Source organism: Roseomonas nitratireducens (genome assembly GCF_017813355.1).
Lineage (GTDB): Bacteria > Pseudomonadota > Alphaproteobacteria > Acetobacterales > Acetobacteraceae > Neoroseomonas > Neoroseomonas nitratireducens.
Genome location: NZ_JAGIYZ010000015.1, coordinates 113,664 through 138,166 on the forward strand (window position 1 = coordinate 113,664; position 24,503 = coordinate 138,166).

Genomic DNA, 24,503 nt, shown 5'->3' on the forward strand with positions numbered 1-24,503 from the left:
GTCACATCGTCATTGGCGTTGCCGCCGGGTGCTGCCTGAAGGGGGCGGCACGAAGCCGCCCCGCCTTGTCGACTTCAGAAGCGCACGCTCGCGCCGATGATCGGACCGCCCATGTCGAGCGAGATGTCCGTGCGGCCCTTGTCATAGTCGATGTGGATCCAGCGGAACCCGGCCGAGACGCTGACGCTTTCCGTGACCCGGTAGTCGAGTGTGGCGAAGGCCTGCCATGTGAACTCCGAGCCGAGCCCGAAGCCGCCGATGTCGCCATAGGCGGTGACCGACAGGCGATCGTTCAGGCGAAGCACGCCCCGCGCGCCGATCACGGGATCCACCCAGCTGGTCGATGCACTCTGTGTCCGCGCAGGAAGCCGGCCGGCATCGAGCCTCAGCTCGGTGTCGAACCACCAGCCGCGAATGCCGCCGCCCAGTTCGATGCGCCCCGCCGAACCTTCCGCCACGGTGTAGAGGCCGATCGCGGAAACCTCGACGGACTGCGTCCGCGCGCTGCCGCCACTGTACTCCCCAAAGCCGGGCACCGGCACGCCCTGCTGGAGGTTGAGATACATGATGTCGGTGACGAAGCTGAAGTTCCCCCGCCGCGCTTCGGCCAGGCTCATGAAGGAGAACTTCATCGTGCCGAAGATGTCGCCGAAATCGGCGGTGAAGCTCTCCCCCGCCCCGTGCGGGCCGGTCACCTCGCCGCCGAGGCCCGAGAACCAGACATAGGGGGAGAGGGTGAAGGTCCACGCATCATTGGGCTGGGAGGGACCCTGCGCCGCGGCGGGGTTCGCGATCAGCGCGAGACCGGCGAGCGCTCCGGCCATGGCCCCCTTCGTCCCGAAACGAAAATTCGACGTCATCCTCGACCCCTTCCATCGTCTTGGCTGCCGCACGGAATCATCCCGGCCGGCAGAACTGTCTCGACACCACTGCCGCGGCGCGAAGCCGCCCACCTCGCAAGGCGTTTCGGGCGAGAACTCGGAGGTCCCGCGCCCCCTCCCCCGCGATGCTTGGCTGTGCGACTCCATTACCTGCGTAGCCTCTACTTACCTGGACGCGAAGATCGACGGTGCTCGACCGATACGCGTTGATCCACGTCAATGCCACGAACCGCCACCGCCCGTAATTCCTTGATTACGCTTAAGATCCACGTCGAGGCAGGAATGATCTGTGAAGGCAGAGGGATTGCAGCAATGAGTCTGGGATCATCACGGCAGCCGCACTCGCATGCCCATCCCGTTCGCAAGCAGATACGGACCGACGCGGTGCGCGATTGTCGGGCGGTGATGCCCTCCACGACCACGCGCGCAGGGCTGCGGCCCGGATTCGTGAGGCGCCTTGCGGGCGTGCTCGCGGCCAGCCTTGCCATGTGGTCGATGCAGTCCCTGCCAGCAGCCGCGCAGGATCTGCGCGGCACGCCGGGTTCCGCCACCGCGATAGAATTTCCGAACGCCCGGATCCTGCCGCAGCCGCCCGCGCCCTTCGCCGGCAGCATCAGCCCATCGGCGCGGGAGAGCACGCCAGCCTGGCCGCCCACGCTCGGCGCGCCTGAGAACGCACCGAACGTCCTGCTGATCATCACCGACGATGTCGGGTTCGGTGCGTCCTCGACCTTCGGCGGCGTCATCCCGACGCCGACGCTCGACCGCGTGGCGGAGACGGGCCTGCGCTACACGCAGTTCCATACCACCGCGCTCTGCTCGCCGACGCGCGCCTCGCTGCTCACCGGGCGGAACCCGCATTCGGTCGGCTTCGGCGCGGTTGCGGAACTCTCCACCGGCTTCCCCGGCTATCACGCGATCATCGGCGCGGACACGGCGACGATCGCACAGACGCTGCGCCAGAACGGCTATTCGACCGCGTGGTACGGCAAGAACCACAACACACCGCCCTGGGAGATCAGCCCCGCTGGCCCCTTCGACCGTTGGCCCACGGGCCTCGGTTTCGACTTCTTCTACGGCTTCATGGGCGGCGAGACGAACCAGTGGGAGCCGGGCAATCTCTACCGCAACACCACGCGCATCCTGCCCTTCGAAGGCCGGCCAGGCTGGAACCTGACGACCGCAATGGCCGACGAGGCCATCGCGCGCATCCGCGAGTTGAATGAGGTCTCGCCAGGCCGCCCTTGGTTCATCCACTACGCCCCAGGCGGCGCCCATGCGCCCCACCACCCGACGCCCGAATGGATCGCCCGCTTCCGCGGCCGGTTCGACGAGGGCTGGGAGGTGGTACGGGAGCGCATCTTCGCTAACCAGCAGCGCCTCGGCGTGCTGCCGCCGAATGCGGTGCTGCCGCCCTGGCCGGACACGCTGCCGCGCTGGTCGAGCCTGTCGGCTGATCAACGTCGCCTCTACGCACGCCAGGCCGAGGTCTTCGCGGCCTATCTCGCCTACACCGACCACGAGATCGGGCGCGTTATTGAGGCGGTGCGCGATGCCGGCCAGATCGACAACACCCTGATCATCTACATCAGCGGCGACAATGGCGGCAGCGCCGAAGGCCAGGCGCACGGCACGCCGAACGAGTACGCCTTCTTCAACGGCATCGAGATCCCGGTTGAGCGGCAACTACCCGTCATCGACGCTTGGGGCGGACCCGCCACCTATCCCAACCTCGCGGTCGGCTGGACCTGGGCCTTCGGCACGCCCTACCAGTGGACCAAGCAGGTCGCTTCGCATTTCGGCGGCACGCGCAACGGCATGGCGATCTCCTGGCCGCGGCGCATCGCCGATCGCGGCGGCATCCGCCACCAGTTCCACCACGTGATCGACATCGCGCCGACGATCCTGGAGGCCATCGGCATCCCCGAACCGCGCGTCGTGAATGGTGTGGCGCAGCGCCCCATCGAGGGCGTCGGCATGGCCTACACCTTCGACGCCGCGAATGCCGCGGCGCGATCGCGCCGCCGTACCCAGCATTTCGAGATGCTCGGCCATCGGGGCATCTACCATGACGGCTGGTACGCCAACACGACGCCGCCGACGCTGCCCTGGCAGAGCTCGGGCCATCCGCCGGAGGACGTCGTGAACGGCTACAGCTGGGAACTCTACAATCTCGAACAAGATCCGACGCAGAGCCGGAACCTCGCGGCGCAATTCCCTGACCGGCTGCGCGACCTGCAGCAGCGCTTCCTGATCGAGGCGGCGCGCTACCAGGTGCTGCCGCTGGACAATTCGAGCCTCTCGCGACTCATCACGCCGCGACCAGGCCCGTCCGCCGGGCGGCGGGAGTTCGTCTATCGCGCGCCGGGCAGCGGCCTGCAGTCGAGCGTGGCGCCTTCACTGCTGAACCGTGCCTATCGGCTCGTGGCGGATATCGATGTGCCGGCAGGCGGGGCGAACGGCGTGATCGCGACGCATGGCGGGCGTTTCGCGGGCTGGGGCTTCTATCTGCTCGGGGGGCGACCGGTCTTTACCTGGAACCTGCTCGACATCGAGCGGGTGCGGTGGGAGTCGCCGACCGCGCTGCCCCCGGGACGGCACAGCATCGCATTCGAGTTCCAGCCCGAGGCAGCCGGGGCGCCCGTGGGCCGCGGCGGAACGGGTATCCTGTCAGTGAACGGTCAGGTGGTGGCGCGACAGGCAATGGCCCGGACGCTGCCCTTCGCCGTTCAGGGCGACGAGACCTTCGATGTCGGGCAAGACACCGGATCGTCGGTCGATGACCGCGACTATCGGACACCCTTCGCCTTCACCGGTCGTCTCGAGCGGCTCGTCGTGACGCTTGGCGACTCCACCTTGCCAAGGGGTCCAGCGCGCGACTGATCTCTTCCCCCTGACCTGCGTCCGGATGTCTGAATCGCCCTGATCTGGAAAATCCAGGTCAGGGCGCCGCGTTCAAGTGTCGGCCCGCATACGGGCTTTGCGGGCGCGCGAGGCCCAGATGATCGCGTAACGTGGTGCCCGTATAGGCACGACGGAACACACCCCGCTCCTGAAGGATCGGGACCACCAGTTCCGAGAAGTCGTCCAGGCCGCCAGGAAAGTGTGATGGCATCACGTTGAATCCGTCCGCCGCACCGGTCTCGAACCAGTGCTGCAAGGTATCGGCTACCTGAACCGCGGATCCGCACAGCACCCAGTGGCCGCGCGCCGCGCCGAGAAGGTTGTAGACGTCGCGCAGCGTAAGGTTCTCGCGCCGCGCCTTGTTGAGAAGCGTGCGCGTAAAGGCATGGCTGTTCTCGGCTCGCGGGACAGCGTTCAGGGGCGCGTCAAGCGCATGCCCGGCGAGGTCGACACTGAGCCGCTCGGACAGGCGCATGAGCGCGTTGTCAGGCGTGATGAAGCGCTGCAGTTGTGCAAGCTTGTCCAGCGCCTCGCGTTCGGTGCGTCCGACCACAGGCATCACGCCAGGCAGAATGATGACCTCGTCGCGCTCGCGTCCTTGGCGTGAAAGCCGCGACTTGAGATCCGCATATTGCGCACGCGCCTCGCCTTCATCTCGTCCATCCGGTCGAGCACCTGCACAGCCTGCTCGAACAGCAGCCGCCCCGCGTCCGTGAGCGCAAGAGGGCGGCTGGCGCGGTCGAGCAGCGCGACGCCGAAGGTGTCCTCGAACTGCTGGATGGCGCGGCTTAGCGTCGGCTGGGCGATGCGCAGCTTCTCCGCAGCGCGGGTGAAGTTCCGCTCGCGCCCCACGGCAGTGAAATAGCGGAGTTGCCGCGAGTCCAGCCGATACCTCCCAGGAATTGTTGTGACCTTTTTAAGTCTTGGAACGGTGGCGCGGGAAAGGGGCATCTGGCGGGGACGGGGGAACAACGATGTCCCAGGACGCGATCCAGAGCCGGTGCTTCGCACCGCGCCGCGCCGGCGGGTGCTGAGGCGCCCGCCATGACCATCTGCCGCTGCAACGGCCCGACCGATACGCAGGTCGCCTATGGGGCTGTCGGGCATCATGGGCTCCGCTGGGGACGCAGTCGGGGTGGACGGCGCGCGGACTGCGCGCCGCCGGGGTCACTCGGGTCGCGAAAGGGGGTGCCCGACCGCGCGGGGCGGCCGGGCCGGGGCGCGTCAGCCCGCGGGGGCGTGCACGCGCTGCACGATGGTGGTGGGCGCCGCGGTGCTCTCGGCGTGCAGGACGAAGTCGAAGGTGATCTCGGCCTAGGGAGCGTTCAGGCCCTTGGCGCGCACCTTGTCGGCGTCGCTCACGCGCCGCACTTCGGGGATCAGCCCGTCGCGCGTGGCGAAGGTGAAATCGTCGTGCAGGTACTCGTCCGGGCGGCTCGCCGCGCTCGTGGTGACGACGTCGCGGCGCATCACGGTGATGCCCGGCCTGCCGACCATGGCCGAGGCCGGCGTGCCCGGCTTCGCGGTGGACCCGTGGTTCGCCATGCTGGCGCCACGCGCGCTGCCGGAGGCCGCACGGGCGCCGCTCTCGGCGCTGCTGTCGCGGCTGCTGGCCGATCCGGCGGTGGCGGAACGTCTGGCGCGGATTGGCGCAGAGCCGATGAACGGTGATGCCGCTGCCCTTGCCGCGCTCCTGGCGCAGGAGACCTCGCGCTGGGGCGCCTTCGTGCGCCGCGCCGGCATCCAGCCCGAGTGACGCAGCCGGTCGCGGGGCCCGGCGCGACGGTGGATGAGGCGCCAAGCTGATTCAGCGCGACATTCCCGGCCTGCGTTCCGCGCTCGGCAGCTTGCGTGCCGGCGGCGCGCGGGTCGGCCTGGTGCCCACCATGGGCGCGCTGCACCAGGGCCATCTCTCCCTGGTCGTGGCGGCCCGGACGGTCGCCGATGTCGTGGTGGCGTCGCTCTTCGTGAACCCGACCCAGTTCGCGCCAGACTACCTCGCTCTGGTCGAGGCGGAGACGCTGCGCCCCCTAGACGTGCTGTCGCCGGGTCACAAGGCACTCCTGATCGCCGTGGCGCGGGGGGGGCACTGTGCGGCTGCTCGGCAACATCCCGCCTGATTGAGGGCGCTACGGCGTCGTCGCGCCGCGCAATCCCCTTGACGCTCAGCGTGCTTCTTCGCCATCAAGGGGTTGCGGGAGAGCCCGCGTCGGTCGCAGGCCCGGCGCGGGCGCCGAAGGAGCAACCGCCCCGGAAACTCTCAGGCCCACGTACCGCACCGAAACTGGAACTCTGAAAAGTGGAGCGGCAGCTCCCGCCGATGGTGTAAGTCGCCCGCCCATGACGGGAAGGCGATGATGCTCTCAGGCCAATGACAGAGGGGGCATTCGAACCCGCGCGAGGCGCGGGCGGAGAATGCGCATGTCCCGTTCGGATCGCGAGTCGGTCGCCGTCATCGGCGCCGGCATCACCGGCATCACCACCGCGTACAACCTGGCCCGCCGCGGCCATGACGTGACGGTCTTCGACCGCCACCCCTACGCCGCGATGGAGACCTCCTTCGCCAATGGCGGGCAGCTCTCGGCCTCCAACGCCGAGGTCTGGAACAGCTGGAGCACGGTGCTGAAGGGGCTGAAGTGGATGGTCTCGCCCGGCGCGCCGCTGCTGGTGAACCCGAAGCCGTCCTGGCACAAGCTGTCCTGGATGGCCGAGTTCGTCGCCGCCATCCCGCGCCACGAGGAGAACACCATCACCACCGCGCGGCTGGCCATCGAGGCGCGTGAGCACCTGCGCCGCATGGCCGTGGAAGAAGGCATCGACTTCGACGCCGAGAACCGCGGCATCCTGCACTTCTACGCGACGAAGCGAGAGTTCGAGACGGCGTCGCGCGTCACGGCGTTGCTCGCGAAGGGCGGGCTCGAGCGCCGCGCGGTGACGCCGGCGGAGATCCGCTCCATCGAGCCCGCGCTGCAGGGCGAATTCTACGGTGGCTTCTACACGCCGTCGGACTTCACGGGCGACATCCACAAGTTCACGAATGGCCTCGCGCTGGCCTGCGCGCGGCGCGGCGTGACGATGCGCTTCTCGACCGAGGTGCTCTCGGCCGACGCGGACGAGCTGGGTGTGGCGCTGGTCGTGCGCTCGACCGAGCCGCGGCTGGACGACGCGCAGCATGCGCCGGAGCCTTGCCGCTTCGACAAGGTCGTGGTTTGCGGCGGCGTGATGTCGCGCCAGCTCGGCGCGGCATTCGGCGACCGCATCAACGTCTATCCGGTGAAGGGATACTCCATCACCGTGCAGCTCGACGATCCGGCCGACCAGACGGCGGCGCCCTGGGTCAGCCTGCTGGATGACAAGGCCAAGATCGTGACCAGCCGGCTCGGCGCGCGGCGTTTTCGCGTGGCTGGCACGGCCGAGTTCAACGGCACCAACCGCGACATTCGGGCCGAGCGCATCGCCCCGCTGGTCGCTTGGTGCAGGGCCCATTTTCCGGGCATGAGCACGCGCCAGGCAGTGCCCTGGGCCGGCCTTCGGCCGATGATGCCCGACATGATGCCCCGCGTGGCCCGCGGCCGCAGCCCGCGCGTCTTCTACAACACCGGGCACGGCCATCTGGGGTGGACTCTGTCCGCTGCGACGGCCGATGCGGTGGCCGCGATGGCGAGCGCGCAGGGGAATACCTGACCGTGCCCGCCAACGCCGCACCTGTTCCTGCTGCCGCCGGGTGTTGGACCGTCTCTGTCCAATGCCTGACGGTGCGAAGGTCTCCCAACGTCGAACGTTGCCGTAGGCCAGTCACGATGGGAATGCGGCGGTACGACGCGCCGCGCCTAGATGTTCGGTGCAGACATTTCGTGGTGCGGATTTGCCGTGAACCTGTGAGGCTCTGCGGCCCATGAGCGGCAGATGAATTCGTAGGGCGTGAGCCCCTTCAGGGTCTTGAGGCGCCGGGCGTAGTTGTAGGCATCGAGGAACAGGGCGAGGTGGCCGCGGAGCTCGTCGTGGCTGCCATAGTGGTAGCGCTGGACGGTGGCTTCCTTGAGCGTCCTGTTCATCCTCTCGACCTGACCGTTGGTCCACGGGTGGTAGGCCTTGGTCAGGCGGTGGTCGATGCGGTTTTGGGCACAGGCGAGTTCGAAAGAATGGGCGCGGAAGATCTCGCCGCGGTCAATCGCCTCACGGATGAGCGGCGCGGCCGAGGCGATGTTGCCCGGCGTGGTGAAGTGCTGGCCGTTGTCGGTGAGCACGGTGTGCACGCGGTAGGGCACGGCCTGCAGCAGGGCGCGGAGGAAGTCGGCGGCGATGCGCGTGGTGGCGCGCTCGTGCAGTTGGGCAAAGGCGAACTTCGAGGTGCGGTCGACGGCCACGAAGAGGTGGAGCTTGCCCTGCTCGGTCCTGACCTCGGCAATGTCGATGTGGAAGTAGCCGATCGGGTAGGCCTTGAAGCGCTTGCGGACCGGCTTGTCGCCCTCGGTCTCGGGCAGGCGCGAGATGCCGTGGCGCATCAGGCAGCGATGCAGCGCCGAGCGCGTCAGGTGCGGGATGCTGGGCTGCAGGGAATAGACGCAATCGTCCAGCGGCAGCAGGGTGTGGCGGCGGAAGGCGACGATGATCGCCTCCTTGTCGGCCGAGAGGGTGGTCGAGCGCGGCTCGGCCGGGCCCGTGCGCCGATCAGCGACGTCGCCTCGCGTTCGCCACTTGGCGATGGTCTTCGGGTTCACGCCATGGCGGCGGGCCAAAGCCCTAAGGCTCTCTTGACTATGCTGGATCGCGCGACGGACCGCCTCTGTCGTGCGGGCGCTCCCGTGAAGAAGCTGGCCCATAGCGCATCCCTCCATGCCGGGGAGAAGTCTGCACCGTCAAAACCCGGGACTAAACATCTAGCTCGACATCGCATCCGCCTGCCAGTGCCAGTCGCGGAGCGAGCGCAGGCAGCGGATCGGTAAGCCATGTCCGCTTCAGGTCGAGGGCGGTCGTACGGATGCATTGACACCGTTCGGCAGAGGCCACTGCAGGGCCTATGGAAGGTGTTGATTTACAGAGAAATTCAGGATGCGGGGACGCACAACCGACAATCCTGTTACGTGACGATCAGCATCTGACGGGCGAACCATGTCGCCTCGCTTCGGCACGACCGGGGCGGTCCAGGATCTTCCGCGGACGACATCCTACAGTTCACCGCGATCCGGCGAAGGGTCGGCAACAAGCTTCAGCAACTTATCGAACGCGACGCCCGCCTTTCCACGCCACCAATAGCTTGCGAACGCAACGGCGAAACGCAGCGTGAGCCCCGCCGCGGTTCGCCGAGGCCCGCTGTCGACCATGCCAGCGCCTTATGCGCTCTCGTACAGGCGCGTGAGCGAGAATTCCCGGTGGCCGAGGATCTCGGCCGCGGTGTGCTGCCCGTCGGCGGTGCGGATGATGCTGTCGATCAGCGCCTCGCCCGCCTCGTCCATGTTCATCCGCTTCTGCAGCAGGCCGGTCACGTCCACGTCGACGTGTTCCGACATGGTCCGCATGGTGCGCGGATTGGCGGTGAGCTTGATGACCGGGACGATCGGGTTGCCGATCACGTTGCCCTGGCCGGTGGGGAAGGTGTGCACCGCGAAGCCGGAGGCCGCGCACAGCGTCACCATCTCCGCCGCCGCCGACGACGAATCCATGAACCACAGCCCCGGATGCGTCGGCTCCTCGGCCTTGTCGAGCACGCCATCGACCGTGCAGTGCTTGCCGATCTTCTGGATGTTGCCCAGCGCCTTCTCCTCGATGGTGGTCAGCCCACCCTCGATGTTGCCCTTGGTGGGCTGGCTTTCCGACAGGTCGGAGGTCTTGTTCGCCTCGACCACCGCCTGGTAGCGGTCGAACATCTTCATGAACTGCGCGCGGATCTCGGGCGTCCGGCACCGCGCGGCGACCAGGTGCTCGCCGCCGGTCAGCTCCGTGGTCTCGCCGAACACCAGCGTGTTACCGTTCGCCCACAGCTTGTCGAAGGAATTGCCCACGGTGGGGCAGGACCCCAGGCCCGAGGTGGTGTCGGACTCGCCGCACTTGGTCGAGACCCACAGGTCCACCAGCGGCGCGCGCGTCTTCTTCAGCGCCGTCGCGTGCTTGACCATGCGGTAGGCGGCGCGCGACGCGGCGGCGATGGTGTTGATGTCGCCGTTCTGCTCGATGGCGAAGAATTCCACCGGCTTGCCGGTCTTGGCGATGCCCTCGGCCACCTTGCCGGCCCAGCCGAGCTCGATGCCGATGACCACGACCGCGGCGACGTTCGGGTTGCAGCCGGTGCCGATGATGGTGCGGAAATGCAGGTCGAGGTCGGCGCCGAACTGCAGCCGCCCATAGGCGTGCGGGATCGCCAGCGTACCCTGGATGTTGCGGGCCACGCCCTCGGCCGCGGCGTTGGAGATGTCGTCCACGGGCAGGATCAGGACGTGGTTGCGCACGCCCATGCGGCCGTTCTCGCGGCGCCAGCCTTCGAAGGTCGCGCTCTTCAGGTCGATGCCCATCTCACCACCGCTTCGTCTTGACGTTGTGCACGTGCAGGTGTTCCCCCGCGCCGATGTCGGCGACGGCACGCCCGATGTCGACGCCGTACTTGATGATCGTGTCGCCCTTGGCGATCTGGCGGATCGCCACCTTGTGGCCGATCGGGATGTCGTTCCTGGCCGGGAACTCGATCATCTTGTCCTGGTCCATGATCCAGCCATTCAAGGTCTGGCCGGACTTCACACCCTCGACGACCACGACGCCGACGCTGTCGCCTTCGTCATGGACGCAGAAATGCACGGTCATCGTGCGTCCTCCCTGCCCTTTGTCATTGGCTGGCCACCGCTTGTTCGAAGGCGATTGGCCAACTGAGCCTCTCCGCCGTGCCGACGGGGTGGAAAGCTTGCGTGCAAGTTTTGTGGCCGACCTCGCGGCACTGAACGGTCGATGCTCAGGATGCGCCGAGAGCAGGACAGATTCATTGGAGTTCCTCTGGCGTGTCAGGTGTCAGGGAATGAGCACGAGCTTTGCCGCCGCGACGGCACCAGCGTCGATATCCGCCACGGCCCGCGCGCCTTCGGCCAAGGGTCGCGCCTCCAGCCAGTCAAGCGCGCCGAGACGGCCGCTCACGAGCAGGCCAACCACAGTGCGGAACTCATCTGGCGTGTAGCAGTAGGTGCCAGTGAAGGTGATCTCCTGCAGCGTCAACCTTCGTACATCAAGACCGTCCGTGCCCGGGAGGAGGCCGGCATGCACGATCACGCCACCCTGGCGGGCGAGACGGCACGCGACCATGCGCGTCGTCCCGGCGCCGACAGCATCGATGACAAGATCGCAGGAGCCGTCCTCCGGCGCCTCGTCCGAAGCGCGGGCCAGATTAATTCCGGCTCGCCGGGCCGTCTCGCGCCGAGCCTCGTTGGGCTCGATGAGCCAGACCTCGCCTGAGCCGGCCTGGTCGAGAACGAGTGCGGCCGCCAGTCCTATCGCCCCGCCGCCCAGCACGGCGCACCGCGCCGCTGGCAGCGGCCGGTGGAGCAGCCGCGCGCCGTGATGCACCGCATGGTAGGAAACGGCGACCGGCTCGGCGAGCGCGGCCTTGGCGGCAGGCATGTCCTCCGGGATCTCGACGAGGTTCCCCTCCGGCGCCCGCGCCAGTTCTGCGAATGCCCCGGGCCTGGGCGGCATCGACAGGATTTCGCGGCGCGGGGACAGATGCGGCCGCCCTTCCCGCGCGAAGGAACAATCTGCCGGGACGACGAGTGGGTTAACCGCCACGCGGCGGCCCGCGAGCGGGCCGGTCAGCACGCGCCCGGCTGCCTCGTGGCCGAGGATGATCGGCACCGGCCGGCGTGCATCGTGGCCGTGGATCGCGTGCATGTCCGAGCCGCAGATGCCGACGGCCTCGACACGGATGATGGCTTCGCCAGGGGCGTGCGCGGGATCCGGCTCGTCGCGATAGAGAAGCGTGTTCGGCGCGGTCTGCACGAGAGCCTTCATGTGCGCCCCTTCACTTTGCCAGGAAGCCGCCATCGACCGCCAGCGTCTGCCCGGTGACATAGGCGGCGGCGTCGGAAGAGAGGAACACGGCAACGCCGTCCAAGTCGTCGAGCCTGCCATTGCGGCCGATGCAGGTCTGTGCGGCGAGACGCGCGACGCGTTCCGCATCGGCGAAGACGGGCGCGGTCAGCGGCGTGGGGAAGAACCCAGGCGCGATGGCGTTGCAGGTGATGCCATGGCGCGACCACGTCTCGGCGATGGCGCGCGTCAGCTGGATGATGCCGCCCTTGCCGGCCCCATAGGGCGCGCTGTCGGGAAAGGCGCGGAAGGACTGCAGGGAGGCAAGGTTGACAATGCGGCCCCAGCCGCGCGCCGCCATGGCGGGGGCGAGCTTCTGCACCAGCAGGAAGGGCGCGCGCAGATGAAGCGCCATGTGGAGATCGAACGCCTCCGCCGTCACCTCCGCGAAGGGCTGGCGCAGGTTCACGCCGGCGGCGTTCACCAGGATATCGGGCGACGAATCGAGAACTTCCAGCCGCTCCGCGACGTGCTCTGCCGCGCGCGGATCGGCCAGATCGGCGGGTACGACATCAACTGAGATGTCCTCGGACCGCAGTGCGGCGGCCGCCGCCTCCAACTCCCCCTCACGTCGGGCACAGAGCACGAGCCGCGCGCCGGCCAGCCCCAGGGCCCGCGCCATCGCAAGGCCGAGACCCGAACTGCCGCCGGTGACGAGGGCCGTCCGCCCCGCCAGCGAGAAGAGGTGCGCAAGGCGGCTCATGCCGGCCGCACGTCCATCGCGAGCGTGCGCTCGTCCAGCCGCGGCGCGACGGTCAGGCCGCGACGCGCCGCCCAGGCGTTCACAAGGTTGTAGAGCGGGATCACCGCGACATCGTCGGCCGCCATGCGGACAGCCTCGCGCAGCAGAGCATTACGAGCCGCATCGTCCATGGTGGCCAACGCCCGCTCCACATGTGCGTCGAGAGCGGGGTTCGCGTAGCGGTGATGGTTCACCGCGCCGAGGGAGCGGCTGCGATCGAAACTGCCGACCACGTTCATCAGCGCGCCGATCGGATCTCCGGCCGATGAGCCCCATCCGATCAGGTGCATCGCGAATTCCTGCCGCGCTGCGCGGCCGGGGAAGCTCGCCCAGGGCACCGGCGCCACATCGGTCCGTACGCCGACGCGCGTCCACATCTGCGCCACGGCCTGCGCCGTGCGCGCGTCGTTCGGGTAGCGATCGTTCGGCGTGTGCAGCGTGATCCGGAAACCCTGCGGATACCCCGCCTCGAAAAGCAGCCGTCGTGCTGCGTCCGGATCATATAGCGGCGGTGGCACCTCCGGATTGTGGCCGGGCGGTCCAGCCGGCAGCCACTGGCCCGCCGCGCGCGCCGTTCCCTCCATCACGCGCTCCGCCAGCGCAGCGCGATCGATCGCGGCCGAAAGGGCCTGCCGCACGCGCAGGTCCAGCAATGGATTCTGCGCCAATGGGCGACCTTCCGCGTCGGTGATGAATGCTGGCGCCTCGCGCCGCGAGAAATCAGGCGCAAGGAAGATCAGGCGCGCGCCCAATGTCTCGGCCAGCGTCACACGGCCCTCGCGACGCACCCGGGCGATATCCGCAGACGGAACCTGATCGATCACGTCGACGTCACCCGCCAGCACCGCGGCCAGGCGAGCGCTGTCGTTGGTGATCATGCGGTAGTGGACGCGCGCCCAGGGCTGCGCGCCGCCCCAATACGCGTCGTTGCGCGCCAGCTCGATGCGATCGCCGGCACGGAACGAGACGAAGCGATATGGCCCGGTGCCGATCGCGGCGCGTCCGCTGTTGAAGTCTTCGGTTGTGGCGCCCGTCGCAGCGTGCCGCGCGATGATCGGGATAAAGGCGAGGTCGCTTGGCATGATCGGGTGCGGGCGCGCGGAATGCAGGCGGATGGTACGCGCGTCGACCACCTCCGTCCGGGTGATGGCGCGAAGATAGACGCCGAAGCCACCCGGGCTGTTCGGCACGCGCGGCGCGCGCTCGATGGTGAAGGCAACATCGTCCGCCGTGAACGGACGACCGTCATGCCAGCGCATACCGTCTCGCAGGCGGAACTCCCAGACGGTGTCCGAGACGGCGCGCCAACTCTCTGCCAAGCCAGGAACGAGCCGGGCATCCGGCGTACGCTCCGTGAGCCGGTCGAAGATGTGAGAGGCGACGGCGCTGTTGAACGAGGCGTTGAAGAAGTGCGGGTCGATCGAGGTGACAGGCGCGCCGACGCCGATCGTCAACGCCGCGTCCTGCGGCCAAGCGGGCTTCGCGGCCAGGGCCGGCAGCGCCAGCGCGGCACGCCGGCCGAATGCAAATGCGCTCATCGTCTCCTCCGCCTCGTTCAGCCGGGCCGACGCACGACACGGCCTGGATTGGCCGCGGTGCGGTGGCCGTCGCGCAACGTGGGAACACCGCCCAGCACTACATGAACGAAACCTTCCGGATGGCGCCGAGGGTCGCTCATGTCGCTCGCATCGCGCACCGCGGCGGGGTCGAAGACCACGAGATCGCCGGCGGCGCCCGGCCTGATCCGCCCGCGATCCGCAAGGCCCAGCCTTCCGGCGGGCAGCGAGGTGATCCGCCGCACAGCCTCGGGCAGGGACAGCACGCCTTCCTCTCGCACATAGTGACCGAGCAGGCGCGCCACCCAGCCATAGCCCGACAGCGAGCCGATGGTGTCGGCAAGCGGACCATCGCGGTTCAATGCCTTGGTATCCGACATGACCGCGCATTCCGCCTGCTCGAGGCAGAGACGGATGTCTGCGTCGTCGAAGCCGGAGGAAGTCCAGATCAGGTTGCCGAGCCCCGCCCCTTCCTCGGCCAGCAGGTCGAGCACCGCATCCATCGGATCGGCATTTCGGCGCAGCCCGATCTCGCGGAGCGTCAGGCCGACCAGACCCGGATTCGCGTCGGCGCGCAGCAGGGCGATGCGATCCCACCGCCGGTCAGCAACCAACCGCCACATCGGGCGCGGGTTATGCTTCATCGCCTGCCGCAGCGCTGGATCGCGCAGCCGCTCCAACAGCCGCTCCGACCCACCCTCCCGCGCCCAGGCGGGCAGGGAGGCAACGACGGAGGTATGGCTCCAGTCGTGCGGGATGATGTCGAAGGCGACGTCCACACCCTCGCGCCGCGCGCGGTGCAGAAGTTCCAGCGTATGCGCCATGGCGTGCGGTGGCGCGCCATATTTTGGCTGGATGTGGGAGATCTGCAGCCGTGCGCCGGCGGCGCGCGCTGTCGCCACCGCCTCGGTGAAGCCAAGGTCGTAATGGATGTCGCGGTTGCGGACATGCGTCGCATACAGGCCGCCGCGCCGGGCGCAAACGGCGCAGAGCTGCTGCACCTCCTCGATCGGCGCGATGTTGCCGGGGAAGTATTCAAGCCCGGTCGAGAGGCCAAAGGCGCCGGCGTCGAAGGCGTCCTCGGCCAGCCGCGTCATCGCGGCCAGCTCGTCCTGCGAGGTGGCGTCCACCGCATCGCACTTGATCGCCTGGCGGATCGCACCGTGGCCGACCATGGCAGCGACGTTGACGCCGAGACCCTTCCCGTCGAGCCGGTCGAGATAATCGCCGAAGGTGCGCCACGTGACGTCGATCCCGGCATCGTGGAAGCCGATCAGCTGGCGCGGCGACATTGCCCCGGTGAAGGGCGCGCAGGAGAACCCGCACTGTCCGATCACCTCGAGGGTGACGCCCTGGCAGACCTGGCTGTCGGCACGGCCATCGACCAGCAGCGTGAAGTCCGAATGGGTGTGAATGTCGATGAAGCCGGGGGCAACGGTCAGCCCGCCGGCATCCAGCACCAGTCGCGCCGTCTCGGCCGGCAGGTCGGCGCCGATTGCCGCGACCCTGCCGTCCTGCACCGCGACATCGCCGCGATAGGCGGGTGCGCCGGTGCCGTCCAGGATCTCGCCGCCACGCACCAGCAGGTCGAACATCTCAGCCCCCCTTCGCTGCCATGAGCTCGTCCGCGACGATCCGCGCCACTGTCGCGCAATCGGCCTCGGTCAGCGCAAGCGGGATCCGCATGTCGCACAGGCGTTCGAGAATTGTCGCCGTGCCCGGCGGCGTGTGCGGATCGGCGAGGTAGCGCCACTGGCCCGATACGCTCGTGTAGCCTTCCGCCTCGCGCGCGCCGAACCACTTGAGATAGACCCCGCGCGCACGGCAGCGCTCGAGGAAGCTCGTGAATTCCGTCTCCCCCAGCCCGGCGACGGCGAACTGGATGGAACTCTGCACGAACTCCTCCTCCTGCGGGCGGTGCGGCAGGCGCAGGCCGGGGATCGCGCCGAGCAGGGCTGCGAGCCGCCCATAGCGGTCGTTCCAGATCCGCGCGCGCGCCGCCAGCAGCCCGATCTGCGGCCGTGCCACGGCGGCGGCCAGGTTCGACATGCGCATGGAGTAGTTGGGCGTCACGTCCTTCCATCGGGCGAAGACCTCGTCGGACGGACGTGCCCTGTGCTGGCGGTAGAGCATGTAGCTGCCGGAGTAGAGGACGGCACGCGCGGCCACGTCCTCGTCGTCGGTTGCGATCAGCCCGCCCTCGCCGGCATTGACGTGCTTGTAGGCCTGCAGGCTGAAGCAGCCAGCCCGCCCGAAGGTGCCGGTGGGCCGTCCGGCCCATCGCGCGCCCATGGTGTGGGCGCAATCCTCGATGACGGTCACGCCGAGCTCGTCGCACAGCGCCATCAGCCGCGTCATGTCCGTGATGTGGCCACGCATGTGCGACAGCAGCAGGTGCCGTGCGCCACTCTCCCGCGCCTTGCGCGCGAGGTCGTCCAGATCGATGACCAGGTCGGGCGTCACCTCCACCAGCACATGTTCCGCGCCCGCATGGGCGACGGCGCCGGGAACCGGGGCCAGGGTGAAGGCGTTCATCAGCACGCGGTCGCCGGGGCGCACGCCGGTACACAGCAAGGCGAGATACATCGCGCTGCCGCAGGAATTCACCGCCACGCAGTAGCGCGTGCCGAGATGCGCGGCGAACTCGGCCTCGAGCATCGCTGCTTCCGAGGCATCGCCGAGCGTCTCCCCGTAGCGGTGCGTCCAGCCCGAGCGCAGCACCGCCTCGGCCGCCGCGATGCCGTCCTCCGGGATCGGCGGCGGGGCGCTGAGGTCGAGTGCGAGCCGTTCGGCCATCAGGCGGTCACCGGCTCGCCGAGGTCGAAGCGCTCATCGGCGAAGTAGCGCGCGAGGCGGATATCGGCCGATCGCGCATGCGCCTCCATCCCCTCCGCGCGCGAGATGCGCGCGGTGGCAAGCGCCACGTCGCGCGAGCCCTCCCGCGTCATGCGCTGCCAGGACAGCGGCTTGAGGAACTTGTGCACCGAGAGCCCGGCCGAATACCGGCCAGCGGCCTTGGTGGGCAGGATGTGGTTCGGGCCCGTCGCCTTGTCGCCGAAGGCGACTGTCGTCTCCTCGCCGAGGAAGAGCGAGCCGTAGTTGCGGAGGTTGGCCAGCCACCAGGCAGGGTCGGCCGCCTGCACCTGAAGGTGCTCGCAGCAATACCGGTCGGAGACCTCCACCGCCTCCTCCCGCGTCGTGCACAGCACGACCTCGCCGAAGTCGCGCCAGGCAGCGCCGGCGGCGTCGCGCGCGGTGGGCGGCAGCGCGGCGACCAGTTCCGGCACGCGCCGCATCACGGCTTCGGCCAGGGCGCGATCGGTGGCGATGAGCCAGCCCGGGCTTTCGTGGCCGTGCTCCATCTGCGCCACCAGGTCCACCGCGACCAACTCCGGATCGGCGGTGGCATCTGCGATGACCGCAACCTCGGAAGGGCCGGCGAAAACGTCGATGCCAACCTTGCCGTAGATCTGGCGCTTTGCCTCAGCGACGAACTTGTTGCCGGGACCGACCACGATGTCGGCCGGCCTGCCCGTGAAGAGCCCATGGGCGAGGGTTGCGACCGCCTGCACGCCCCCCAGCGTCAGGATCGCATCCGCCCTAGCGCGTCGCAGCGCATAGAGCACGGCCGGATGGATACCCGCCCCGCCGCGCGGGCCGGAGCAGGCGATGACGAAGGGCACGCCGGCGGCCTTTGCCGTCGCCACGCCCATGTAGGCGGAGGCGATATGCGCGTAGCGGCCAGCCGGCACGTAGCAGCCCGCTACCGCCATCGGCACCAGCTTCTGGCCTGCGACGACGCCAGGCGATATCTCCACCTCGAAATCGCGCACGCTGTTGCGCTGCGCTTCGGCGAAGCGACGCACGCGGTCGACCGCGAAGTCGATGTCGTGCCGCAGGCCGGCGGGCACCTCGGCGGCGCGGCGCGCGGCTTCCTCCGCGGTCACGAGGATGTCGCCCTGCCAGCCGTCGAGCTTCGCGGCGTAGTCTCGCACCGCCGCCTCGCCGCAACCAGCGATCTCGGCGAGCATCGCTTCCACCACAGAGCGGGCCTCGGCAGTGGTATCCTCGGCGGTGCGGGTCGCGCGCTTGAGGTATTCGATGGCCATGACTGCATTCCTTCCGGGGTCACTGCCCCGCCTGCCGGGACCATGAGCGCCGGGGAAGCGCTGATCCGGCACCGGCGCATCGTAGGTGCCGGAGGCCGGACGGAGCGACGTTGTCCCGTCCGGCCCCCATCGCATTACTGGCCGAGCGCGAAGGCGCGCAGGCGCGGGTCTGCGGCGATGCGACGCAGCACGTCGTCGGTTAGGTACGCCGCGGGCGCGGGCGGGTTCTGCACCGTGCCGACCTGCGCGAGGAAGGCGCTAAGCCCCTCGTACCAGCGATCGGCCTGGGAGAGGCCGTTGGCGCGCGACATGAGTTGCAGCTGCTCCTCGAGTCCGAAGATGGGGCGGCGGTCCATCTCGGCGGCGAGCGCAGCCTCGCTCACGGTCACGCCGCCCGCCTGGTAGAAGCGGTTCATCGACTGCAACGTCGCCTCCCGGTTCCCCTTCATGAAGGCGATGCCGCGCAGGAAGACCGCCAGGTAGCGCGCCGCCATGTCGGGATTTGCGCGCAGGAACTCCTCACGCACGATGATATTGCCGGGGACGATCGCGTCCGCGTCCTTGCCGCTGCACAGCGGCACGGCGTTCATCCGCTCCTCCGCCGTGTAGATGTTCGGCGCCCAGAGGCCGGCGATCCGCCCTTCCCCGGTTGAGAAGGCGGAGAGAATCTGCGCCTGGTTCAGGTTCACCACCTGCAGGTCGCTGCGCTGGATGTTCCACCGCCGCAGGCAGTTCTGCAGCACGTAGTCCACCGTGGTGTTGACAGTCATCAGCACGCGCTGTCCGCGCAAGCTGGCGGGGTTGGCCCGGATTGCCTCGACTTGGTCGCGCCGCGCCATCAGCACGTTGGTCGCGCTTTCGTCGTTCGAGATCGCGATGGTGCGAATGTTGAACCGCGCCGCGCCAAGGACGCCCGGCGCCGAACCGGTGATGCCCACATCCCAGGTGCCCGCGGCGGCGGCGGCGATCTGCGGCGGCCCGGCGGGGAAGGAGGAGAAGTTCGGCTCGATGCCCATCTGCCGCCACCAGCCCTGCTCGGTGGCGAGATGCAGGGGCAGCATCGAATACAGCGCCGGCTGCATCGAGATGTTCAGCCGCGTGAGCTGCTGGCCCTCGGCCGGCGCTGCGAGCGATGCGGCCGCGAGCGTCGCGGCGAGCAGTGTCCTTCGGAACATGCCTCTCTCCTGTCCTGGTTATTGCTTCACTTGGCCGGCACGGGGGCGGGTGTGGGTACGGGCACGGCCGGTCGTTCCTGCTCGCGCGCCTTCAGCAGCTTCCAGATGCGGCTGCGCATGTGGGTGAAGGACGGCGTGTCCATCACCTCCTCGATCGGCAAGGTCTCCCAACCGCCCTCGGCGCGCAGCGGGCGGATGTCGATCGTCTCGATGATGCGGCCGGGCTTGCGGCCCATCACCACCACGCGGTCGGCGAGGTAGATCGCCTCATCGACGGCGTGCGTGATGAAGATGACGGTGCGCGGATTGCGCCGCGCCAGGCGGACGAGTTCCTCCTGCATCACGATGCGGGTCTGCGCGTCGAGCGCACCGAAGGGTTCGTCCATCAGCAGCGCCGCGGGCTGCATGACATAGGCGCGCGCGATGGCGACGCGCTGCTGCATGCCGCCGGAGAGTTGGTGCGGGAAGCTGTCCTCATGTCCCGACAGGCCCATCAGCTCGACATAGCGGGCGATGGCGGCGTCGGCCTCGGCCTTCGGGGTGCGCTTGCACATCAGGCCGAAGCCGATGTTCTGGCGCACGGTCTTCCAGGGCAGCAGGGCGAATTGCTGGAAGACCACGGCGCGCTCCGGCCCGGGCCCCGTCACCTCCTTCCCGCCGACCAGCACGCGCCCGTCGGTCGGGAAGTCGAGCCCGGCGGCCATGCGCATCAGCGTCGTCTTGCCGCAGCCCGAGGGGCCGACGATGGCGACGAACTCCTTCTCCTCGATGCGCAGGTCGATGCGGTCGATGGCGAGGAACTCGCCGCCACTGGGCAGCGGAAAGCGCCGCGTGACGCCCTCGAAGACGATCTCGCTCATTCCTGCCCCCAGCGTTTCTTGAAGGTCGCTTCCACCGCGCGCAGCAGCACGTCGATCACGAAGCCGACCACGCCGATGCCGACCATCCCGGCGATGACCACGCTCGTGTTCAGATTCCCCTGGCCCTGCACCATCAGGTAGCCGAGCCCCGCGCCCACCACGATCAGCTCCGACCCCACCAGCGACTGCCAGCCGAGGCCCGCCGAGACGCGCAGCCCGGCGATGATGGAGGGCAGCGCGCCGGGGATCAGCACATGCGTGATCACCTGGCGGGAGGAGGCGCCCAGCGTCTGCGCCGCCTCGACCAGCCGCGTCTCGACCAGCCGCGCGCCGCGATAGGCGCTGATGACGCAGGGGGCAAAGGAGCCGACGAAGATGATCAGCAGCGGACCGCCGATGCCGGTGCCGAACCACAGCGCGGCGAGCGGCACCCAGGCGAGCGGCGCGACGAAGCGCATCGCGTCGAACAGCGGCGTCACGATCTCGTCGAGCAGCCGGTACCAGCCCATCAGCAAGCCGAGCGGAACCCCGATGCCGACCGCGATCGCCCAGCCCATCAGGAAGCGTTCGATGCTGGCGGTCAGGTGCGCGGCATAGACATGCCCCGCGAAGGGATTGTGCCAGAGCCGGACCAGCGTGTCCCATACCGCCAGCGGCGAGGGCAGCAGGTTCGCCGGTAGCCAGCCCGATGCCGCGACCCCCGACCAGACCGCGAAGAACAGCACGAAGCCCGCGATCGTCAGCCCCCAGAACTCGCCGAGGCCGAGCGTCGTGCCGGAAGGGCCCAGGAAGTTGCGGTCGCGCCTCTTCGCCATCGCCGCGCCCCCTCAGACCGCCGGGCGCCAGTTGATGACGCGCCGCTCGACGCGCCCGAGCAGCCAGGTCGTCGCCGCGCCGCAGACCGCGACCCCGGCCATGCCGACCAGGATCATGCCGGGGAAGATGTCCTGCCCGGCGACGTTCAGCACGCGCCCGAGCCCGAAGAAGGCCCCCACCAGCTCGGCCGCCACCAGCGTCGTCCAGCTCGCCTGCAGCGACAGGCGCAGCCCGGTGAACATCAGCGGCATCGCGCCGGGGATCACCACGTGGCGGATCACCTGCGCCGTCGAGGCACCCTGCGTGCGGGCAGCGGCGATCAGCACGGGATCGACCCCGCGCGCGCCGGTGAAGGCGTTGATGACGCAGGGAACGAAGGCGGTCAGCCAGATCACGAAGACCTTGCCGGTGTCGCCAAGGCCGAACCACACGATGGCGAGCGGGATCCAGGCCAGCGCCGGGATCGGGCGCAGCAGCAGGAAGATCGGGTTTACCAGCGCCTCGGCCCGCCGGCTCCAGCCCATCAGCAGGCCGAGCGGAATGCCGGTGACCACCGCCACGGCAAAGCCCCTGGCCACCAGCCCGAGCGAGTGCAGCGCGTGCTGCCACAAGGTGGCGCCGGCATAGCCCTGGCCGGCGCTGATCTGGCTGAAGGCGGCCCAGACTTCCTGGGGGCTGGGCAGCCGCAGCGGGTTCAACAGGCGCAGGCCGCTGGTGGCGAGCCACCAGAGGAATAGCGCGCCCGCCACCGTGGCGAGCCCGACAATGGCACGACGCGGTACACGCGCAGCAAAGGTCGAGCCGGAACTGCGCCCCATGGCCTGCAAGCGGACGCCCCCACCAGAAATATTTTCAAAAGGCTTTCACCTGGTATCGGGCGTGTCAAACGGATTTCCCTACAAACAGGTCTGTCACTGATTGAAAATTTTTTCAGCCATCGCCAAACTCGCAGCATGAAGCGCCGGACCCGCCCCAGGCTGGCCGACATCGCCGCCGCCGCGGGCGTGTCGCTCGCCACCGCCTCCCGAACTCTCTCGCAGCCTTCGATCGTCAGTCCGGGAACCCGTGAGCGCGTGCGCGCAGCGGTCGCCCGACTGGGCGGCGCATGGCCTGGACCCGGCGCGCGTGCCGCCGGCGACGCCGGCGTGGCGGCCGTTGTACCCGCGCTCGACAACGCGATCTTCTCGCGCTGCGTGCAGGCCATGCAGGCGACGCTCGCCGAGGCCGGGCGCCACCTACTCGTTGCCTCCTCCGACTATCGTCCAGACACCGAGACCGCGGTCATCCGCGGCCTGCTCGCGCGTGGCGTGGATGGCCTGGTCCTGGTCGGCGCGCAGCGGCCGGTCGAATCCTGGAGCCTGCTCGAAGGCGCAGGCGTGCCTGTTGTGCTGACCTGGTGTGGCGATCCGCGCTTCGACGCGGTGGTGGTGGACAATCGCGCCGCCGGCCGGTTGGCGGCCGAGCACCTGCTCGATCTCGGTCACACCCGGCTGGGCGTGGTCTGCGGCGCCACGCGCTTCAATGACCGTCAACGCGGGCGGCTCGACGGCGTGCGCGAAGCGCTCGCCGCGCGCGGCCTGGACCTGCCTGAGTGGCGCGTCAGCGAGCAGGACTTCACCCTCGCCGGCGGGCGAGGCGGGTGTGCGGCCCTGCTGGCGCTCGCCGAGCCGCCGACCGCCATCGTCTGCGGCATCGACCAGCTTGCCGTCGGCTGCCTCGTCGAAGCGCAGGCGCGCGGACTGGCAGTGCCCGGGGATCTGTCGGTCGTCGGAATCGATAATCTGGAGATGGCCGGGCACCTCGCCCCGGCACTCACCACGATCCATGTTCCAACGGCACGGATCGGCGCCGTGGCGGCGCAGCGCGTGCTGGACAGACTCGCCGAGCGCAAGGCTGCCCGGGTGACCGAGTTGCCCATAGAGCTTGTGATCCGCCAATCCTCCGCTCCGCCAAGGTTGTGAAGAGCCTGACCGGGGTCGGGACCTGACGGTGGGTTGGGAGTTTGTTCGGGGTAGGTATGCGTGTGACCTGCTTCCCGTTTCCTGGACCGCCCTGAGCTGGAAACTCCAGTTTAGGGTTGGGCCGGGAGACGGAGGGATGCCGTTGAGGAAGTCGAAGTTCACGGATGCGCAGATCGCGTTCGTGCTGCGCTAGGCGCAGGAGGGGACGGCGATTGGGGAGGTCTGCCGTAAGGCGGGCATCTCGGAGGCGACGTTCTACAATTGGCGCAAGAAGTACGGTGGCCTGATGCCCTCGGAGATGCGGCGGCTAAAGCAGCTCGAGGAGGAGAACGGCAAGCTGAGGAAGCTTGTGGCGGACCTCTCGCTGGATCGGGCGATGCTCCAGGATGTTCTGGCAAAAAAGCTCTGAAGCCTGCGCGGCGACGCCAATTGGTGGACGACGTCCGGAGTACGTGGAAGGTCTCGATCCGTCGGGCCTGCGCGGTGATCCGGATGGAGCCGTCGACATATCACTACCGTGGCAAGCGTCGCTCGCAGGCTGCGCTGATCGGTCGGATCAAGGAGATCGCCGCGACGCGCGTGCGGTAAGGCTATCGCCGGATCCACGTGCTGGTGAGGTGGGAGGGCTGGCATGTGAACGCGAAGCGGATCTATCGGCTGTACCGGGACCTCGGCCTGCAACTGCGCAACAAGGTGCCGAAGCGGCGGGTCAAGGCGAAGCTGCGCGATGATCGGCGGCCGGCCGAACGTGCCAACGAAACCTGGGCGATGGACTTCGTGCACGACCAGTTGGCGACGGGCCGGAAGATCCGCGTGCTGACGATCGTGGACGCCTTCACCCACTATGCGCCGGCGATCGAGCCGCTGTTCGGCTACCGGGCGGGCGACGTCATCGAAGTGCTCGAGCGTGTCGGGCGCGAGCACGGGTTTCCGCACGCGATCCGCGTCGACCAGGGCAGCGAGTTCGTGTCACGCGAGTTGGATCTCTGGGTGTACCAGCGGGGTGTGACGCTCGATTTCTCCCGGCCCGGCAAGCCGACGGACAACGCGTTCATCGAGAGCCTGAACGGGAAGTTCCGAGCGGAGTGCCTGAACGCGCAATGGTTCATGAGCCTCGACGACGCGCGGGTGAAGTGCGAGGCTTGACGTAGAGACTACAACAAAGTTCGCCCGGACAGCGGGATCGGCAACAAATCGCCGGCGAGCCTGGTGAAATCGGTCAGCGGCACACGGCCCACGCCGACCGAATAAGGCTGGATGACGCCCGCCAGGACGGTCCAAGGATGGGTAGCAAGTCAGGCCCCGGAATGCCGAAAGCCCGGCAGCTGTTGCTGACGGGCGTGTTGTGTTCTGAGGTTGGGAGATGATGGATGCGGGGACAGGATTTGAACCTGTGACCTTCAGGTTATGAGCCTGACGAGCTACCGGGCTGCTC

General features: G+C 68.6%; 22 protein-coding genes, 1 pseudogene and 1 riboswitch. Of the genes and pseudogenes, 6 read left to right on the forward strand and 17 right to left on the reverse strand.

Annotation, left to right across the window (positions count from 1 at the left end):
• Positions 1–74: 74 nt before the first annotated feature.
• Complete coding sequence (locus J5Y09_RS15985; RefSeq protein ID WP_209352816.1) at positions 75–824, reverse strand: porin family protein; 750 nt, start codon at positions 822–824, stop codon at positions 75–77.
• Between the two features lie 339 nt (positions 825–1,163).
• Between J5Y09_RS15985 and J5Y09_RS15990 the strand changes: the two genes are divergently transcribed.
• Positions 1,164–3,764: an arylsulfatase gene (locus J5Y09_RS15990; RefSeq protein ID WP_209352817.1), complete on the forward strand. Its 2,601-nt coding sequence runs from the start codon at positions 1,164–1,166 to the stop codon at positions 3,762–3,764.
• 58 nt (positions 3,765–3,822) lie between these two features.
• Here J5Y09_RS15990 and J5Y09_RS15995 read toward each other — a convergent pair whose 3' ends face one another.
• The 3 genes from J5Y09_RS15995 to J5Y09_RS16005 form a co-directional block, all read right to left on the reverse strand.
• Positions 3,823–4,338 (reverse strand): LLM class oxidoreductase, encoded by a 516-nt coding sequence (locus J5Y09_RS15995; protein ID WP_245217168.1) that lies wholly within the window; start codon positions 4,336–4,338, stop codon positions 3,823–3,825.
• Positions 4,339–4,343: 5 nt separating this feature from the next.
• The gene (locus J5Y09_RS24405; protein ID WP_245217169.1) at positions 4,344–4,895 is read right to left on the reverse strand and encodes a LysR family transcriptional regulator; all 552 of its coding nucleotides are present in this window, start codon (positions 4,893–4,895) and stop codon (positions 4,344–4,346) included.
• A gap of 204 nt (positions 4,896–5,099) precedes the next feature.
• Entirely contained in the window at positions 5,100–5,282 is a 183-nt protein-coding gene (locus J5Y09_RS16005; RefSeq protein WP_209352838.1) for a hypothetical protein, read from the reverse strand.
• Here J5Y09_RS16005 and J5Y09_RS16010 point away from each other — a divergent pair.
• The 3 genes from J5Y09_RS16010 to J5Y09_RS16020 all read left to right on the forward strand — a co-directional run bounded on the left by J5Y09_RS16010 (position 5,236) and on the right by J5Y09_RS16020 (position 7,469).
• Entirely contained in the window at positions 5,236–5,541 is a 306-nt protein-coding gene (locus J5Y09_RS16010) for a tripartite tricarboxylate transporter substrate-binding protein (RefSeq protein ID WP_209352818.1), read from the forward strand. The genes J5Y09_RS16005 and J5Y09_RS16010 overlap by 47 nt on opposite strands.
• 61 nt (positions 5,542–5,602) lie before the next feature.
• The gene (locus tag J5Y09_RS24885) at positions 5,603–5,905 is read left to right on the forward strand and encodes a pantoate--beta-alanine ligase (protein ID WP_432761239.1); all 303 of its coding nucleotides are present in this window, start codon (positions 5,603–5,605) and stop codon (positions 5,903–5,905) included.
• A gap of 65 nt (positions 5,906–5,970) precedes the next feature.
• Positions 5,971–6,071: riboswitch (glycine riboswitch) on the forward strand.
• Positions 6,072–6,206: 135 nt separating this feature from the next.
• Entirely contained in the window at positions 6,207–7,469 is a 1,263-nt protein-coding gene (locus J5Y09_RS16020; RefSeq protein ID WP_245217171.1) for a D-amino acid dehydrogenase, read from the forward strand.
• A gap of 146 nt (positions 7,470–7,615) precedes the next feature.
• On the opposite strand, the gene J5Y09_RS16025 is transcribed toward J5Y09_RS16020, so the two are convergent.
• From J5Y09_RS16025 to J5Y09_RS16085, 13 genes are all read right to left on the reverse strand, one after another.
• Entirely contained in the window at positions 7,616–8,608 is a 993-nt protein-coding gene (locus J5Y09_RS16025; protein ID WP_209352820.1) for an IS481 family transposase, read from the reverse strand.
• 510 nt (positions 8,609–9,118) lie between these two features.
• Positions 9,119–10,294, reverse strand: coding sequence for a UxaA family hydrolase (locus J5Y09_RS16030; RefSeq protein ID WP_245216720.1), 1,176 nt, complete (start codon positions 10,292–10,294; stop codon positions 9,119–9,121).
• Between the two features lies 1 nt (position 10,295).
• Complete coding sequence (locus tag J5Y09_RS16035; RefSeq protein WP_209352821.1) at positions 10,296–10,580, reverse strand: UxaA family hydrolase; 285 nt, start codon at positions 10,578–10,580, stop codon at positions 10,296–10,298.
• Positions 10,581–10,781: 201 nt separating this feature from the next.
• Entirely contained in the window at positions 10,782–11,771 is a 990-nt protein-coding gene (locus tag J5Y09_RS16040) for an alcohol dehydrogenase catalytic domain-containing protein (RefSeq protein ID WP_209352822.1), read from the reverse strand.
• Between the two features lie 10 nt (positions 11,772–11,781).
• Complete coding sequence (locus J5Y09_RS16045) at positions 11,782–12,552, reverse strand: SDR family NAD(P)-dependent oxidoreductase (RefSeq protein WP_209352823.1); 771 nt, start codon at positions 12,550–12,552, stop codon at positions 11,782–11,784.
• Positions 12,549–14,129, reverse strand: coding sequence for an ABC transporter substrate-binding protein (locus J5Y09_RS16050; protein ID WP_209352824.1), 1,581 nt, complete (start codon positions 14,127–14,129; stop codon positions 12,549–12,551). Before J5Y09_RS16050 ends, J5Y09_RS16045 begins: the two co-directional genes overlap by 4 nt.
• Before the next feature lie 17 nt (positions 14,130–14,146).
• Positions 14,147–15,742, reverse strand: coding sequence for an N-acyl-D-amino-acid deacylase family protein (locus tag J5Y09_RS16055; protein ID WP_209352825.1), 1,596 nt, complete (start codon positions 15,740–15,742; stop codon positions 14,147–14,149).
• A 1-nt stretch (position 15,743) separates the two neighbouring features.
• Positions 15,744–16,943, reverse strand: a complete 1,200-nt coding sequence (locus tag J5Y09_RS16060; protein ID WP_209352826.1) for a DegT/DnrJ/EryC1/StrS family aminotransferase — start codon at positions 16,941–16,943, stop codon at positions 15,744–15,746.
• Positions 16,943–18,256 carry a histidinol dehydrogenase gene (hisD, locus tag J5Y09_RS16065; RefSeq protein WP_209352827.1) on the reverse strand — a complete coding sequence of 438 codons (1,314 nt, stop codon included), beginning with the start codon at positions 18,254–18,256 and terminating at the stop codon, positions 16,943–16,945. The genes J5Y09_RS16060 and hisD overlap by 1 nt, the downstream gene beginning before the upstream one ends.
• A 134-nt stretch (positions 18,257–18,390) precedes the next feature.
• A complete protein-coding gene (locus tag J5Y09_RS16070; protein WP_209352828.1) occupies positions 18,391–19,431 on the reverse strand; it encodes an ABC transporter substrate-binding protein in 1,041 nt (346 codons plus the stop codon).
• 26 nt (positions 19,432–19,457) lie between these two features.
• A complete protein-coding gene (locus J5Y09_RS16075) occupies positions 19,458–20,291 on the reverse strand; it encodes an ABC transporter ATP-binding protein (protein ID WP_209352829.1) in 834 nt (277 codons plus the stop codon).
• Positions 20,288–21,106, reverse strand: a complete 819-nt coding sequence (locus J5Y09_RS16080) for an ABC transporter permease (RefSeq protein ID WP_209352830.1) — start codon at positions 21,104–21,106, stop codon at positions 20,288–20,290. Before J5Y09_RS16080 ends, J5Y09_RS16075 begins: the two co-directional genes overlap by 4 nt.
• A gap of 12 nt (positions 21,107–21,118) precedes the next feature.
• Complete coding sequence (locus J5Y09_RS16085) at positions 21,119–21,925, reverse strand: ABC transporter permease (protein ID WP_209352831.1); 807 nt, start codon at positions 21,923–21,925, stop codon at positions 21,119–21,121.
• Between the two features lie 135 nt (positions 21,926–22,060).
• On the opposite strand from J5Y09_RS16085, the gene J5Y09_RS16090 reads away from it, so the two are divergent.
• Both J5Y09_RS16090 and J5Y09_RS16095 read left to right on the forward strand, forming a co-directional pair.
• On the forward strand, positions 22,061–23,068 hold the full coding sequence (locus tag J5Y09_RS16090; RefSeq protein ID WP_209352832.1) for a LacI family DNA-binding transcriptional regulator: 1,008 nt from the start codon (positions 22,061–22,063) through the stop codon (positions 23,066–23,068).
• A 142-nt stretch (positions 23,069–23,210) separates the two neighbouring features.
• Positions 23,211–24,319: pseudogene (locus J5Y09_RS16095) on the forward strand (IS3 family transposase).
• Positions 24,320–24,503 lie beyond the last annotated feature (184 nt).

What these genes read in the sequence shown, in the direction of transcription:
- J5Y09_RS15985 (WP_209352816.1), bottom strand. Translation starts at nt 824, where the DNA reads ATGGCCGGAGCGCTCGCCGGTCTCGCGCTGATCGCGAACCCCGCCGCG.
- J5Y09_RS15990 (WP_209352817.1), top strand. Translation starts at nt 1,164, where the DNA reads ATGATCTGTGAAGGCAGAGGGATTGCAGCAATGAGTCTGGGATCATCA.
- J5Y09_RS24405 (WP_245217169.1), bottom strand. Translation starts at nt 4,895, where the DNA reads ATGATGCCCGACAGCCCCATAGGCGACCTGCGTATCGGTCGGGCCGTT.
- J5Y09_RS16005 (WP_209352838.1), bottom strand. Translation starts at nt 5,282, where the DNA reads ATGGTCGGCAGGCCGGGCATCACCGTGATGCGCCGCGACGTCGTCACC.
- J5Y09_RS16020 (WP_245217171.1), top strand. Translation starts at nt 6,207, where the DNA reads ATGTCCCGTTCGGATCGCGAGTCGGTCGCCGTCATCGGCGCCGGCATC.
- J5Y09_RS16025 (WP_209352820.1), bottom strand. Translation starts at nt 8,608, where the DNA reads ATGGGCCAGCTTCTTCACGGGAGCGCCCGCACGACAGAGGCGGTCCGT.
- J5Y09_RS16030 (WP_245216720.1), bottom strand. Translation starts at nt 10,294, where the DNA reads ATGGGCATCGACCTGAAGAGCGCGACCTTCGAAGGCTGGCGCCGCGAG.
- J5Y09_RS16035 (WP_209352821.1), bottom strand. Translation starts at nt 10,580, where the DNA reads ATGACCGTGCATTTCTGCGTCCATGACGAAGGCGACAGCGTCGGCGTC.
- J5Y09_RS16040 (WP_209352822.1), bottom strand. Translation starts at nt 11,771, where the DNA reads ATGAAGGCTCTCGTGCAGACCGCGCCGAACACGCTTCTCTATCGCGAC.
- J5Y09_RS16045 (WP_209352823.1), bottom strand. Translation starts at nt 12,552, where the DNA reads ATGAGCCGCCTTGCGCACCTCTTCTCGCTGGCGGGGCGGACGGCCCTC.
- J5Y09_RS16050 (WP_209352824.1), bottom strand. Translation starts at nt 14,129, where the DNA reads ATGAGCGCATTTGCATTCGGCCGGCGTGCCGCGCTGGCGCTGCCGGCC.
- J5Y09_RS16055 (WP_209352825.1), bottom strand. Translation starts at nt 15,742, where the DNA reads ATGTTCGACCTGCTGGTGCGTGGCGGCGAGATCCTGGACGGCACCGGC.
- J5Y09_RS16060 (WP_209352826.1), bottom strand. Translation starts at nt 16,943, where the DNA reads ATGGCCGAACGGCTCGCACTCGACCTCAGCGCCCCGCCGCCGATCCCG.
- hisD (WP_209352827.1), bottom strand. Translation starts at nt 18,256, where the DNA reads ATGGCCATCGAATACCTCAAGCGCGCGACCCGCACCGCCGAGGATACC.
- J5Y09_RS16070 (WP_209352828.1), bottom strand. Translation starts at nt 19,431, where the DNA reads ATGTTCCGAAGGACACTGCTCGCCGCGACGCTCGCGGCCGCATCGCTC.
- J5Y09_RS16075 (WP_209352829.1), bottom strand. Translation starts at nt 20,291, where the DNA reads ATGAGCGAGATCGTCTTCGAGGGCGTCACGCGGCGCTTTCCGCTGCCC.
- J5Y09_RS16080 (WP_209352830.1), bottom strand. Translation starts at nt 21,106, where the DNA reads ATGGCGAAGAGGCGCGACCGCAACTTCCTGGGCCCTTCCGGCACGACG.
- J5Y09_RS16085 (WP_209352831.1), bottom strand. Translation starts at nt 21,925, where the DNA reads ATGGGGCGCAGTTCCGGCTCGACCTTTGCTGCGCGTGTACCGCGTCGT.
- J5Y09_RS16090 (WP_209352832.1), top strand. Translation starts at nt 22,061, where the DNA reads ATGAAGCGCCGGACCCGCCCCAGGCTGGCCGACATCGCCGCCGCCGCG.